14 protein-coding genes are annotated in these 12,681 nt (G+C 71.2%); 11 read left to right on the forward strand and 3 right to left on the reverse strand.

From position 1 onward, the window contains the following. Positions 1–38 precede the first annotated feature (38 nt). Entirely contained in the window at positions 39–506 is a 468-nt protein-coding gene (locus ABZ441_RS22100) for a MarR family transcriptional regulator (RefSeq protein ID WP_358976813.1), read from the forward strand. 12 nt (positions 507–518) lie between these two features. Here ABZ441_RS22100 and ABZ441_RS22105 read toward each other — a convergent pair whose 3' ends face one another. Beyond that, positions 519–1,268, reverse strand: a complete 750-nt coding sequence (locus ABZ441_RS22105; RefSeq protein WP_358976816.1) for a VOC family protein — start codon at positions 1,266–1,268, stop codon at positions 519–521. A gap of 159 nt (positions 1,269–1,427) precedes the next feature. On the opposite strand from ABZ441_RS22105, the gene ABZ441_RS22110 reads away from it, so the two are divergent. The 8 genes from ABZ441_RS22110 (at position 1,428) to ABZ441_RS22145 (ending at position 10,433) form a co-directional block, all read left to right on the forward strand. Further along, positions 1,428–3,143 carry an FUSC family protein gene (locus tag ABZ441_RS22110; RefSeq protein WP_358977092.1) on the forward strand — a complete coding sequence of 572 codons (1,716 nt, stop codon included), beginning with the start codon at positions 1,428–1,430 and terminating at the stop codon, positions 3,141–3,143. Continuing rightward, positions 3,140–3,643, forward strand: a complete 504-nt coding sequence (locus ABZ441_RS22115; RefSeq protein ID WP_358976819.1) for a MarR family transcriptional regulator — start codon at positions 3,140–3,142, stop codon at positions 3,641–3,643. Before ABZ441_RS22110 ends, ABZ441_RS22115 begins: the two co-directional genes overlap by 4 nt. A 771-nt stretch (positions 3,644–4,414) precedes the next feature. After that, the gene (locus ABZ441_RS22120; RefSeq protein ID WP_358976822.1) at positions 4,415–6,052 is read left to right on the forward strand and encodes an ATP-binding protein; all 1,638 of its coding nucleotides are present in this window, start codon (positions 4,415–4,417) and stop codon (positions 6,050–6,052) included. Next, the gene (locus ABZ441_RS22125; protein ID WP_205023490.1) at positions 6,049–6,456 is read left to right on the forward strand and encodes a roadblock/LC7 domain-containing protein; all 408 of its coding nucleotides are present in this window, start codon (positions 6,049–6,051) and stop codon (positions 6,454–6,456) included. The genes ABZ441_RS22120 and ABZ441_RS22125 overlap by 4 nt, the downstream gene beginning before the upstream one ends. Then, a complete protein-coding gene (locus ABZ441_RS22130; RefSeq protein WP_205023489.1) occupies positions 6,453–6,821 on the forward strand; it encodes a DUF742 domain-containing protein in 369 nt (122 codons plus the stop codon). The genes ABZ441_RS22125 and ABZ441_RS22130 overlap by 4 nt, the downstream gene beginning before the upstream one ends. After that, positions 6,802–7,416: an ATP/GTP-binding protein gene (locus ABZ441_RS22135; RefSeq protein ID WP_205023488.1), complete on the forward strand. Its 615-nt coding sequence runs from the start codon at positions 6,802–6,804 to the stop codon at positions 7,414–7,416. The genes ABZ441_RS22130 and ABZ441_RS22135 overlap by 20 nt, the downstream gene beginning before the upstream one ends. A 79-nt stretch (positions 7,417–7,495) precedes the next feature. After that, positions 7,496–9,004, forward strand: a complete 1,509-nt coding sequence (locus tag ABZ441_RS22140) for a cytochrome P450 (RefSeq protein ID WP_358976828.1) — start codon at positions 7,496–7,498, stop codon at positions 9,002–9,004. Between the two features lie 82 nt (positions 9,005–9,086). Continuing rightward, on the forward strand, positions 9,087–10,433 hold the full coding sequence (locus tag ABZ441_RS22145; RefSeq protein ID WP_358976831.1) for a 6-phospho-beta-glucosidase: 1,347 nt from the start codon (positions 9,087–9,089) through the stop codon (positions 10,431–10,433). A gap of 16 nt (positions 10,434–10,449) precedes the next feature. Here the strand turns inward: ABZ441_RS22145 and ABZ441_RS22150 are convergent, their stop codons facing one another. Both ABZ441_RS22150 and ABZ441_RS22155 read right to left on the reverse strand, forming a co-directional pair. Further along, positions 10,450–10,890 carry a hypothetical protein gene (locus ABZ441_RS22150; protein ID WP_358976834.1) on the reverse strand — a complete coding sequence of 147 codons (441 nt, stop codon included), beginning with the start codon at positions 10,888–10,890 and terminating at the stop codon, positions 10,450–10,452. Beyond that, positions 10,884–11,342 (reverse strand): ATP-binding protein, encoded by a 459-nt coding sequence (locus tag ABZ441_RS22155; RefSeq protein WP_358976837.1) that lies wholly within the window; start codon positions 11,340–11,342, stop codon positions 10,884–10,886. The genes ABZ441_RS22150 and ABZ441_RS22155 overlap by 7 nt, the downstream gene beginning before the upstream one ends. Positions 11,343–11,547: 205 nt before the next feature. Here ABZ441_RS22155 and ABZ441_RS22160 point away from each other — a divergent pair, with 205 nt between their 5' ends. Continuing rightward, a complete protein-coding gene (locus ABZ441_RS22160) occupies positions 11,548–12,408 on the forward strand; it encodes a helix-turn-helix transcriptional regulator (RefSeq protein ID WP_205023483.1) in 861 nt (286 codons plus the stop codon). Continuing rightward, on the forward strand, positions 12,408–12,644 hold the full coding sequence (locus tag ABZ441_RS22165) for a DUF397 domain-containing protein (protein WP_358976841.1): 237 nt from the start codon (positions 12,408–12,410) through the stop codon (positions 12,642–12,644). The genes ABZ441_RS22160 and ABZ441_RS22165 overlap by 1 nt, the downstream gene beginning before the upstream one ends. The last annotated feature ends 37 nt before the right edge of the window (positions 12,645–12,681 follow it).

Consider the following 12,681-nt stretch of genomic DNA (forward strand, 5'->3'; position numbering starts at 1 on the left):
AGTCAGCCGCCGACGGCCGACAGTGAGAGGGCGGTGCCGTGAAGGCCGTCGACCTGAGCACCCACCCCGGGCACCTGGCCCGGCGTCTGCAGCAGGCGCACCACCTGCTCTGGAACGCGATGGTCTCGCAGGAGATCACCTCACCCCAGTTCGCCGTGCTCAACGCCCTGACCGCCGAACCGGGCCTCGACCAGCGGACGGTGGGGGAGCGGGTCGGCCTCGACCGGTCCACCGTCGCCGAGGTGATCACCCGGCTGCTGCGCCGGGGTCTGCTGGACAAGGTGCGTGACCAGCAGGACGGGCGGCGCTTCCTGCTCCGCCTCACGGACGAGGGCGCCGGCACCCACCGTCGGCTCGCCAGGCGCACGGTGGGTATGAACCAGGTCTTCCTCGGTCCGCTCTCCGTGGACGAGCAGCAGACCCTCTTCGGCCTGATGCGCAGGGTGGCGGACGCCGCGGAGACGCTCCGGGCGCCGGAGGAGGCCGGTCCGCCCCCAGGGCCTTGAGTGGGGGCACCCTCAGGGGGTGCGGATGCCGAAATCCGCCCCTTGGGGGTCGCGAAGCGTCGCGACCCATGGGCCGCCCGGGACCTGCCTCGGGGGTGCGAGCGGTGTACCACCCGAGGCCAGGGCCGTCGCCGCGGTGGCCTCGGTGTCGGCCACCGTGAAGTAGGGCAGCCAGTGCGGCGGCGTACGCGTGGGTTCGCCGGTGTGTTCCTTCATGCCGCCGAAGTCGGTTCCGCCCACGCCCCAGTGCGTGAAGTGTCCGGTGGCGTTGACCGTCCAGCCGAGCACGGCCGGGTAGAAGGCGAGCGCGCCCTTCGGGTCAGGTGTGCGGAGCTCGGCCCAGCCCAGGGTTCCCTGTTCGCCGAAGCGCTCCGCGCCGGGAAAGGCGCGCGCCTGCCAGACGGAGAACACCGCGCCGGCGGGGTCGGCGGCCACGACGAACCTCCCCAGGTCGAAGACGTCCATGGGCCCCATGAGCACCGTGCCGCCCGCCGATCGCACGGCGTCGGCCGACGCGTCCGCGTCCGCGGTGGCGAAGGACACGGTCCAGGCCGCCCGCTGCTCCTGACGGTAGAGGGGGCTGAAGGCCGCGACGGCGTCCTCGCCGATGCGCGCCATCGTGTACCCGCCGGCCTCGGGCCGCGGGTCGGTCTCCGACCGCCACCCGAGGAGCGTCGCGTAGAACGCCCGGGCCGCATGGACGTCCGAGGTGCTCAGCTCGACCCAGCAGGGTCTGCCGGGCACAGGGTTCGCGAGCTTCATGCGACTTCCTCCCGAGGTGTGTGATCCATCCATTTCCTATGCTTTTGTTCAGCACGCTAGAGCCGCGCCGAAGGGGTGGCCACCCGGGTAGCTCGTGTGTCCGGGCGAATCTTTTACAGGTGTAATACCTGTTAAGGTAAATGAGTGAGTGATACAGCCATGCGACCCCGGAAGCCATCCGTCCACAAACTGCCGGTCACCGGTGTCCTGCGGCTGAACAGCCCTGCGGAGATCTGGTACAAGCCCGCGCTGAGCGTGGTGGTGGCCTCGGCCGTCCCGAATCTGCTGCTGTACTCCCTCGACCGCCTCGACCTGGTGATGTACACGATGGCGGGCTCCCTCTGTGCGCTCTACGGGCACAACCTGCCGTACGCCCGCAGGGTCCACACCGTCCTGCGCGTGATCCTGGGGATGGCCGCGGGCTTCGCCGTCGCTCTGACCGCCGCCTCGCTCACCGACTCGACCGCCGTGCTGATCGCCGTCGGTGCGCTGCTCGCGGCCGTGCAGAAGACCTTCTGCGACGCGACGCGCATCGGTCCGCCCGGCAACGTGATCTTCGCCTTCGTCACCTCGGCAGCGCTCTTCGCGCCGCAGGAACTCGGACAGGTACCGGGGCACATGGCCCTCATGCTGGCGGCGGGCGCCTTCTCCTGGCTGGTCACGGTCGGGCCTGTCCTGTGGCGCCGGGAGGGGCCCGAGCGTCTGGCCACGGCCCGTGCGCTCGATGCGGCGGCCGCCCACGCCGCTGATCCCGACACCCGGACCCGGCGTGCCGCGGCCGCAGCCGTCCAGGCGGCCTGGCAGTCGCTGCTGGCAGCCGGGCGGCCCACCGCCGTACGCCGGGAACTCGAGCGGCTCGTCGTCCACGCCGAGCGGGCTCTCGCCGAGACGGCGACCGGCGGCCCCGCCCGTGGCGCGGGCCCCGGAGGCGGTGTCTCCTGCGCGGGCCCCGACGAGCTGCGCCTGTGGGCGGCGCGGACCCGGGCCCGTGGCCCCGTCCCCTGCCCCCCGCCCGCACCCGGCACCGTGGAGCAGCTCTTCGGGATCGACGCCGAGCGGGCCGGGCAGCGGATGCGACGGGGCCGCCGCGAGGCCCGGCGCCGGCTGCTGCGCGCCCTCGGACCCGGCTCCCCGCTGCTGCCGGTCGCCTTCCGCACCCTCGTGGGGTGTGCACTGGCCGGCTACGTGTCCTCGGCGCTCGGCGTGGGCCACCCGTACTGGGCCATCGTCACGGCTGCGTCCGTCTATCAGCCAAACCTCAGCCTCTCGTGGAGCAGGGCCCTGCAGCGGACGGTCGGCAACCTGCTCGGCGTGCTGGTCTTCGCGGCCGTCATCCCGCTCGCCCGGGTCGACCCGCTCGCCCTCGTCCTGTGCGTCCTGGCCTTCAACTTCGCCGCCGAGGCCCTGATCACCCGCAACTACTGGCTCGGCTCCGTCGCCGTCACTCCGATGGCCCTGCTGATCCTCGAATTCGGAGGGTTCCAGCCGGCGGGCGAACTCATCGCCGACCGTGCCCTGGACACCGTCGTGGGCGTCGCCGTCGGCCTGCTCGCCGCGATCGCCGTCACCAACCGCCGGGCGTCCGGCCGCGTGGAACGGGCGCTCGCCGCGGCGAAGAAGGCCCGGGACCGGGCCGAGCGGGCTGTCGCCGACCCGGCGGTTGACGCCCTCGTGCTCGAAGCGGCACGCAGGAGCCTGACCGCATCCCTCGTCGAACTGCGCGACGCCGGCGACGTCGCGTCGGGCGAATGGTGGCAGCGCGCCCTGCCGGAGGAAGAGCTGCTGGCGGTCGAGCAGGCGGGACACCGTACGCTCGCGGCGACAGCACAACGGCAGGGACGTATCACCCTGCCCCCGGCGAACGGAGCGGTGTGAGCGACGACATCGTGGCCTCGGTGGTACGGCAGTGGCAAGCCGTCAAGCCGGGGCTGGACACCGGACCGATGGAGCTCATCGGCCGCATCAACCGCTGCGCGGCCCTCCTCCAGCAGGCCGAGGACGCCCCCCTGCGGGCCGCCGGACTCAACCGCGCCGAATTCGACCTGCTCGGCGCGATGCGGCGGACCGACCGCGAACTCACCCCCGGTGAACTGGCCCGTGAGACCTTCTCGTCCGGAGCCGCCGTCACCAAGCGACTGCGCACCCTCCAGGAGTCCGGCCTGATCGGCCGCCGCGGCGATGCCAGGGACCGCAGGGTCACCCACGTCGGCCTGACGGAGGCGGGGCGCGAGCTCGTCGACCGTCTGCTGCCGGAACAGCTCGCATACGAGCGGTCGGTGCTCTCCGGGCTCGACAAGGAGACCCGCAGCGGGCTCAGCGGACAGCTGGGCGAGCTGTTGGTGCAGCTGGAGGGCCGGCTCGGCGGCCGTCGCTGACGAAGCGCCGCCGCCTTCGGACTCCTCTCGTCCGGGCCCCTGATGTCCGGGCCCGACGGCAGGCCGCTGCCGAGGTGCTGTCGATGCGGCACGCGGCTCCGCCGGCACGGATCGAGGGCGTCCCGGGCTCTGCCCACGGCCGGGCGCTCGAGTTCCCCGCCCGGGCGGCTCCCCTCTCCGGCCCCGGCGCGGCCCCCGGGGCATCACGGACGGTGAGGGCGCGGCAGGGCTGAGACGACGGCGCTCCCCGGGGTCCCGGGGTGCCGACGTGACGGCGGGCCCTCCACGGTCGTCCCCGCCCACCCGCTCGCACACCCGTCCGTCGCTCAGGTATCTGCTCCTTTCGATCCGATTCGATCGCATGTGCCCTTGTCCCGCTCTGCGGTGCATGCGTCGTCGCATGCTTTGGCGATATTCGCTCACTGATGCGCCTACCGATCTGTTTTCGCAGTTCGCACGCACCGACCGCAGGTGACTTCCGCCATGCTCCGACCCGCAGGGCGGGACATAAGAGTGCGGTTTCACCCGATTCGTGAATGAGGTCACTCCCTGCGCACGCTCGACGCCACTGAGTGCGAAACCTGGCGAGTGTATTACCGCAGGAGTGCCCGCGCAGGGGGTTGGGCGAATATGCCGAGGCACTGTTCTGATCTGGCTAGGCTCACGCCCAGTGAAGTCGAGTTGTTCCGAATCCGAGCACTTGTACGCAAGTGTCCGTGCAAGTGCCGTTCTTTCCGCATACCTTCCCGAATCAACCGCCAGAGGGTTTAGATGGTCCGTGTTGAATCACCGCCGACCAACAGAGACATCCCCGTAGTCCGCGCCGCGCTCCTGCCCGTCGTGCTCACGGCCGGGGCCACCGCCGCCGGCGCGGTGCCGGTCACCGGAGCCACGCGCGCGGCAGTCGTGTGGTGCGGTGCGATCGCCACAGTCGTCGTCGCCACGCTCGTCGTCGCACTGAAGCGACGGAACCGGGCGACGCGCGTCCAGCGAGCCGAGTACGAGCGGCGCATCGCCGCCCTGGAACGCCGTATCGCCTCGTACGACCAGGAGACCGAACGGCTCAGCAAGGAGCTCCTGCCCACCGCGATCCGCCGACTGCGCGCCAGTAACTCGCCGCAGGAAGTGATGCGCGACGTCGTCGACGCGGACCCGTCGTACCGCAACCTCCCCAAGGCGCAGCGCGCCCTGGTGCTCCAGGTCCTCGACATCATCGACAACGAAGAGGCGATGCGTGACTCCGCGCAGCGCGCCTTCGTGAGCGTCGCGCGCCGGGTGCAGGCCATCGTCCACCGACAGGCCAGCGAACTCCGGGAGATGGAGGACCACCACGGGCGCAACCCCGATGTCTTCGACGACCTGCTCCGCATCGACCACGGCACCGCGCTGATCGGCAGGCTCGCCGACTCCATCGCCGTACTCGGCGGAGCACGTCCCAGCCGTCAGTGGCCCAAGGCCGTACCGCTGTTCAGCGTACTGCGCGGCGCGATGTCCCGGATCCTCGAATACCAGCGCGTCGATCTGCACTCGATCGCCAAGGTCGCCATCGTCGGCACCGCGGTCGAACCGCTCATCCACGCCTGCGCCGAGCTGCTCGACAACGCGACGCGCTACTCGCCGCCCCAGACCCGGGTGCACGTCACCGCGGTCGAGGTGCAGACCGGCATCGCCATCGAGATCGAGGACGGCGGCGTCAGCCTCAGCGAGGAGGCCCGCGTGAGGGCCGAGAACATGCTCGCCCAGGCCCGGGCCGGCATCAACATGAACGACCTGGGGGAGTCCCCGCGCCTCGGCATGGCCGTGGTCGGCCGGCTCGCCCGTATGTACCAACTCCAGGTCTCCCTGCGGCAGTCCGCGTACGGCGGGGTCCGTGCCGTGCTCATCGTGCCGCGCGACATGATCACCACCGGGCCCGCACCCGGGATCGCGCACGGCATCGGCGCCACCTCACGGCCCCAGAGTTCCCTCGACATGTCGCAGATGCGGCACGTGGTCCCCCCGCTCGGTAAGAACAGGGCGCGGTCCACCGGGCCCGTCCCGTCGCTCGCGCCTCCCGCTCCTGCCCCCGTCCCGGCGCCGGTGGCGTCCGCCGCCCGGCCCGCGCCCACCGCGGCAGCAATGGGTGACGACGAGATCGTCGTGACCGAGTGGACCGAGGGCGGGCTTCCCCAGCGCCGCAGCAGGGGGCGCGCACCCCTCGGTTCGCACAACCTCCCGCAGCAGGCCGCGCCGGCCGCGGAGCCCGCAGCACGCAACGGGCACAACGGACACGGCGGGGGCGGCGGTGGCGGCACGGCACCGCCCGGTCTCTGGCTGGAGGCATTCACCCAGGCCGTCAACGGTGTGCCCAAGGACCCGGCGAACGACACAGACTCCGACGACGCGTGGGACAAGGGAGACGAGAAGTGATCCAGCAGCGGGGAAACATGGACTGGATGCTCAAGGAACTGGCCGACGACGTACCGAGCATCCACCAGATCGTGGTGCTCTCCGCCGACGGTCTCCGCATCGCCCGGCACGGCGGCGACCCGGACGTCGCCGACCGTCTCGCCGCCGCCTGTGCCGGGCTGCAGAGCCTGGCCGCTGCCGTCGCCACCGAGATCCCTTACAGCGACGGCCTGATGAAGCTGGTCGTCATCGAGGTGACCGGAGGGTTCTTCTACCTGATGGCCGCCGGAGCGGGCGCCTACCTCGCGGTCCTGGCCGGCGAGACGGTCGACGCCGGACTGGTGGGCGCCCGCATGCGCGACATGGTCGTCCGTATCGGAGCACACCTGACGAGCCCGCCGCGTCATGAGGGGCAGGCCGGATGAGTCCTCCCCGACGAGAACGCCGAAAGGCCGACCCTGCGGTGAGCGACCCGGAACGGCTGTATGTGATCACGGGCGCGCCCGACGGCCGGAGAGCGGCGCTCGACCTCGTCACCATGGTGGTGGCGCAGGCCGAGCCGTCCCCGACGGTCCAGCCGGAGCAGGCGGCGATCCTGCGGCTCTGCAGGGCGCCGCTGTCCGTCGCCGAGATCTCGGCCTATCTGAGTCTCCCGTTCAGTGTGGTCACCTCGCTCCTGACCGAACTCCTGGCGACCGAACTGATCGAGTCGCGCGCGCCGATCGTCCGCGCCGCGCTCCCGGACCGGTCCCTCCTCGAAGCGGTGATGCATGGACTTCAGAAGCTCTGACACGATCACGGGCCCCCGGAGCGAGGACGTCCTTCCCGACACGGCCACGGCCGCGGTGAAGGTCGTCGTCGTCGGTGGGTTCGGGGTGGGCAAGACGACCATGGTCGGCTCGGTGAGTGAGATCCGGCCCCTGACGACCGAAGAGACCATGACCCAGGCCGGGGTCGGCGTGGACGACAACGTGGGGGTGGAGACCAAGACCGCCACCACCGTCGCCATGGACTTCGGCCGGATCAGTCTCAGCGACGAACTGATCCTCTACCTGTTCGGCACCCCCGGCCAGGAGCGCTTCTGGTTCCTGTGGAACGGACTCTTCGAAGGAGCCCTCGGGGCCGTCGTCCTCATCGACACCAGACGGCTCCAGGTCAGTTTCGACGTCATCGGCAGGCTGGAGGAGCGCGGCGTGCCGTTCGTCGTCGCCGTCAACACCTTCCCCGGGGCACCGCACCACCCCGTCGAGGCCCTGCGCAGCGCCCTGGACCTGTCGGACGAGGTCCCGATGGTCGACTGCGACGCCCGGCTGCGCGCATCCAGCCGGGACGTGCTGCTGACCCTGATGCGCTACCTGCACAGCCTTGCCGTGCCGCTCGCCTGACGACGGCCCGCACCCCAGCCTCCGGACGGGCCCTGTCCCGACTCGCCCGTCCCCGGAGCGCCTTATTCCTGGAGCCCCTGTGACAACCCCCTTCCAGCACGAACCCGGATTCACCGCCGGCCCGGTGCCACCCCCTCAGTGCCCCGCGCACGGCATGGGCATCGGACCCGGCGGACTGCGCCGGCTGTACGGTCCCGAGGCCGAGGCGGACCCGGCGGGCCTGTACGACAAGCTGCGTGCCGAACACGGCACGGTGGCGCCCGTCCTGCTGCACGAGGACGTCCCCGCCTGGCTGGTCCTCGGACACAGCGAGAACCTCCACATGACCCGCACCCCCTCGCAGTTCTCCCGCGACTCGCGGCGGTGGCGTGGCCTGCAGGACGGCAGTGTGGCCCCGGACCACCCGCTCGCACCGCTCTTCACCTGGCAGCCGGTGTGCTCATTCGCCGAAGGAGCCACCCACGAGCGGCTGCGCGGCGCGGTCACCGACAGCATGGCGCGCATCGACACCCGCGGCGTGCGCCGCCACATCAACCGGTACTCCAACAGGCTCGTCAACGACTTCTGCGGTGAGGGCCGCGTCGAGTTGGTCAGTCAGTTCGCCGAGCGCCTCCCCATGATGGTGATGTGCGCGATCATCGGCATGCCGGAGGAGTACGACGACCGTCTGGTGCAGGCGGCCCGAGACATGACGCGAGGTTCGGAGACCGCGGTCGCGAGCAACGCCTACGTGATCGGCGCGCTGGACCGGCTGGTCCAGCGCCGCCGGGAGGCGCCCGCCGAGGACTTCGCCACCTGGCTGGTCGAACACCCCGCCGCGCTCACCGACAAGGAGGTCAGCGAACACCTGCGGGTCGTTCTGATCGTCGCCTACGAGACGACCACCAATCTGATCGCCAACGTGCTGCGGATGGTCCTCACCGACCCCCGGTTCCGTGCCCGGCTCAGCGGCGGGCACATGACCGTCCCCGAGGCGGTCGAACAGACGCTGTGGGACGAGCCGCCGTTCACCTCCGTCCTCGGACGCTGGGCGGTGGGGGACACCGAGCTCGGAGGCCAGCAGATCAAGGCGGGTGACGCCCTGATCGTCGGCATCGCGCCCGCCAACACGGATCCCGCGGTCCGACCCGACCTCACCGTCAGCATGGAGGGCAACCGTGCCCACATGGCGTTCAGCAGCGGTCCCCACGAGTGCCCCGGCCAGGACATCGGACGCGCCATCGCCGACGTCGGGGTCGACGCCCTGCTGATGCGTCTGCCCGACCTCGAACTGGCCGTCGAAGAGGACAAGTTGAGCTGGGCCGGCAACTTCATGTCACGGCACCTGGTGGACCTGCCGGCGGGATTCGCCCCGACACCGCAACAGGAGGTCGACGCCGAACCGCTGCCGGCGGTGGCCCGGAACCGGGCGCAGGCCGACTGGGAGGTGTCGTCCCCCGTCGCCCGACGCGGCCCCGAGACCGCCCCGTCCGCACCGCGCACCGCCGAGCCGTACACGACACCCGGGGAAGGCGTCGTCATCCCGGCCCAGCGGAGTGGTCCGACGAGGATCTGGCACGCCGTCGCGCGGTGGTGGAACGGCCACTGACAGCCCAGCCGGCCGCCGCCCCGGCACCTCCGGGCCTCCGGGTCCGGGGTACCGGGCTGCCCGCCCCGTACCATCGAGCAGCGTGAAGCTGACAATTCTTGGCGGCGGCGGATTCCGTGTCCCTCTCGTGTACGGGGCCCTGCTCGGTGACCACGCCGAAGGCCGCGTCTCGCGGGTGACCCTGTACGACACCGACGCGGACCGGCTCACGGCCGTCGCGCGGGTCCTGGCCGAACAGGCGGCCGGAATCGACGACGCACCCGACGTACACGCCACCGGTGATCTCGACGAGGCCCTGCGGGGTGCGGACTTCGTCTTCTCCGCCATCAGGGTCGGCGGTCTGGCGGGCCGTGCCGCCGACGAACGCGTCGCGCTCGACGAGGGTGTCCTGGGCCAGGAGACGGTCGGGGCCGGCGGCATCGCCTACGGGCTGCGCACCGTCCCCGTCGCGACGGACCTCGCCCGGCGCATCGCCCGGCTCGCGCCCGACGCGTGGGTCATCAACTTCACCAACCCGGCCGGCCTGGTCACCGAGGCCATGGCCCGGCACCTCGGCGACCGGGTCATCGGGATCTGCGACTCGCCGGTGGGACTCGGGCGCCGGATCGCCCGGGTCCTGGGCGCGGACCCGGACCGCGCGTGGATCGACTACGTGGGGCTGAACCACCTCGGCTGGGTCCGGGGCCTGCGGGTCGGCGGCCGTGACGAGCTCCCGCGTCTGCTGGCGGACCCCGCGCTCCTCGGCTCCTTCGAGGAGGGCAGGCTGTTCGGCCCGGACTGGCTGCGTTCGCTGGGCGCGATCCCCAACGAGTACCTGCACTACTACTACTTCAACCGGGAGGCGGTCCGGGCCTACCAGGACGCCGAACAGACCCGCGGTGCCTTCCTCCGTGACCAGCAGGAGGGCTTCTACGCGCGGATGAAGGATCCTGCCGCCCCGCCGCTGGCCACGTGGGACCGTACGCGCGCCGAACGCGAGGCGACGTACATGGCGGAGAACCGGGACGTGGCGGGGGCCGGTGAGCGCGAGGAGAGCGACCTGGAGTCCGGGGGCTACGAGCAGGTGGCCCTCGCCCTGATGCGCGCCGTCGCCCGCAACGAGCGCGCCTCGCTGATCCTGAACGTCCGCAACCGAGGCACGCTCGCGGTGCTCGACGAGGAGGCCGTCATCGAGGTGCCCTGCCTCGTGGACGCCGACGGCGCGCATCCCGTCGCCGTCGACCCGCTCCCGTACCACGCGGTCGGGCTGGTCACCGCGGTCAAGGCCGTGGAGCGGGCGGTGCTCGAAGCGGCGGAGAGCGGCTCACGTGCGGCGGCCGTGCGCGCCTTCGCCCTGCACCCGCTGGTCGACTCCGTGTCCGTGGCCCGCCGGCTTGTCGAGGGATACACCGGGGTCCACCCGGGACTCGCCTACCTCGACCGGCGGTGAGCGGGGATCCCGCCCGTCAGGGAGCGGTCACGGCCCTCGGCCGGCCGGACGGACCCCAGGACGGTGCGACGCCGGTGACCTGGCAGACCATGAGGAAGAGCGGAATGGGCGGCGTGTAGGGGGTACGGCTCTCAGGTGCGTGGATCAGGCGCGGGCGGCCTGCGGGGACGTAGGCCCCCGTGGCGTACGACGCCTGCTCCGGCCAGTCCAGGTCGAGATCCGAACCCGACGGCACGATCCACCACCACTGGTCCGCGTCGGCGAACACGCATCCGGCGCGCGGCAGATGCGACATCAACCGGAAACCGTACTGAGCCGGTACGCCCACGGCGTCGAAGCCGAGGCTTGCCGACAGCGCGGGTGGCAGCGGCAGCCGGACCCGTCCCCGCTCGCCGTCCTCGTCCGCCGGGCGTGGGCGACGGGTGCCGAGCAGATGGGACAGCGCGGTCCTCAGCATGTCCGCTCCGGGCCGTGCGGCAGCTCCGCCCACACGATGCGCCCCGAGCGGTTGCCCGTGTCATGGGACCCCCAGGCCGCACTCACGGAGTCGACGAGCAGCAGTCCGCGTCCGTGTTCCCCCTCGGCGGTGAGGGACAGCCGCGGACCACCGGGCTGATGGCCCTGGTCCTGTACGGAGATCCGCAGCCTGCCCGCGTCGCAGCGGAGCTCGCAGACCACCCGGGCGCTCGCGGTGTGCACGACCGCGTTGGTGACCAGTTCGGAGACGATCAGCACCGCCGCGTCGTGGATGTCCCCGTTCAGGCGCCAGTCCGCCAGCCTGGCCCGCGTGAGGCGCCGGGCGCCGGCCACCGACTCGGGGTGCGCCGCCAGGGCGAAGCAGTAACGGAGCGCCTCCGCCCCGGGACTGAGATCCGTGAGCCGGGGGATGAGCGCACTGCCAGGTGCCACGACCGATTCCTCACAGTGGGGGCTGTGTCACGCTTCGCACCGCCCCGGAAAGGCGGACGCGATCACGCGAACTTGGTTCGGTCACCAACTCTCCCCCTGACATGAACACTTGGCAAGAGGCACTCTGAAAAATTCAGAGTGGCTGTGTTCCCGGAAGCCGTGCGCATGGCACACTGCTCGCACATAGCGCATCGGGAGGTCTGAAGTGAGCGAACCGCGGTCCGCCCCGACCGTGGGTCAGGTCGTTCTCGGCAAACGCCTGCAGGATCTGCGGGAGCGCGTCGGCCTGAGCCGTGACCAGGCGGCGAAGGTGCTCCGTGTCGCCCCCGGGACCATACGCAGGATGGAGACCGCCGAGGTCGGGCTGAAGATCCCGTACGTCCAGCTCCTTCTCAAGGCCTACGGGATCGCCGACGACGAGACCGACGCCTTCGTCGAACTCGCCGAAGAGGCCAACAAGCCCGGCTGGTGGCAGCGCTTCCACGATGTGCTGCCCGACTGGTTCAGCATGTACGTCAGCCTGGAAGGCGCCGCGAGCCTCCTGCGCACCTACGAGCCGCACTTCGTCCCCGGGCTGCTCCAGACGGAGGACTACGCGCGCTCCGTCCTGCGTACCGGCGCGGTCGGCCAGACCCGGCCTGCGGACATCGAGCGCCACGTGGCACTGCGGATGGAACGGCAGGCGCTGCTCACCAAGGCGGAGGCACCGAAACTGTGGGTGGTGATGGACGAGACCGTCCTGCGCCGTCCCGTCGGAAGCCCCGACGCCATGCGGGCCCAGGTCGACCGTCTGCTCGACGCGACCGAGATGCCCCACGTGACCCTGCAGATCGCGGAGTTCGCGACGGGGCATCACCCCGGCACGTACGGCCCGTTCGTCCTCTTCCGTTTCGCGGTCCCCGAACTCCCCGACATGGTCTACAGCGAGTACCTGACCGGCGCCGTCTACTTCGACGCGCGCCCCGAGGTCGCTTCCTACCTCGAGGTCATGGACCGAATGGCGGCTCAGGCCGCAACTGCACAACGCACGAAGGAAATCCTCAGGGACTTCCGCAAGGAGCTGTGATGAACCACATATACAACGGCATGCCGGCCGCCGATCTCGGCACCGAAGGCTGGTACAAGCCGTGGAGCGGTGGTAACGGCGGCAATTGCATCGAGGCCATGAAGCTGGCCGACGGCAGGGTGGCGGTCCGTCAGTCGGCGGATCCGGACGGCCCCGCGCTCATCTACTCCAACGGGGAGATCGCCGCCTTCATCCAGGGCGCCAAGGCCGGAAAGGCCGATTTCCTCCTCACCTGACCCGGCGCCACTTACGCTCGCACCACTCACCGTTCGC

The organism is Streptomyces sp. NPDC005752 (assembly GCF_040630715.1).
Lineage (GTDB): Bacteria > Actinomycetota > Actinomycetes > Streptomycetales > Streptomycetaceae > Streptomyces.

What these genes read in the sequence shown, in the direction of transcription:
- ABZ441_RS22150 (WP_358976834.1), bottom strand. Translation starts at nt 10,890, where the DNA reads ATGCTGAGGACCGCGCTGTCCCATCTGCTCGGCACCCGTCGCCCACGC.
- ABZ441_RS22130 (WP_205023489.1), top strand. Translation starts at nt 6,453, where the DNA reads ATGAGTCCTCCCCGACGAGAACGCCGAAAGGCCGACCCTGCGGTGAGC.
- ABZ441_RS22105 (WP_358976816.1), bottom strand. Translation starts at nt 1,268, where the DNA reads ATGAAGCTCGCGAACCCTGTGCCCGGCAGACCCTGCTGGGTCGAGCTG.
- ABZ441_RS22165 (WP_358976841.1), top strand. Translation starts at nt 12,408, where the DNA reads ATGAACCACATATACAACGGCATGCCGGCCGCCGATCTCGGCACCGAA.
- ABZ441_RS22120 (WP_358976822.1), top strand. Translation starts at nt 4,415, where the DNA reads ATGGTCCGTGTTGAATCACCGCCGACCAACAGAGACATCCCCGTAGTC.
- ABZ441_RS22110 (WP_358977092.1), top strand. Translation starts at nt 1,428, where the DNA reads ATGCGACCCCGGAAGCCATCCGTCCACAAACTGCCGGTCACCGGTGTC.
- ABZ441_RS22135 (WP_205023488.1), top strand. Translation starts at nt 6,802, where the DNA reads ATGGACTTCAGAAGCTCTGACACGATCACGGGCCCCCGGAGCGAGGAC.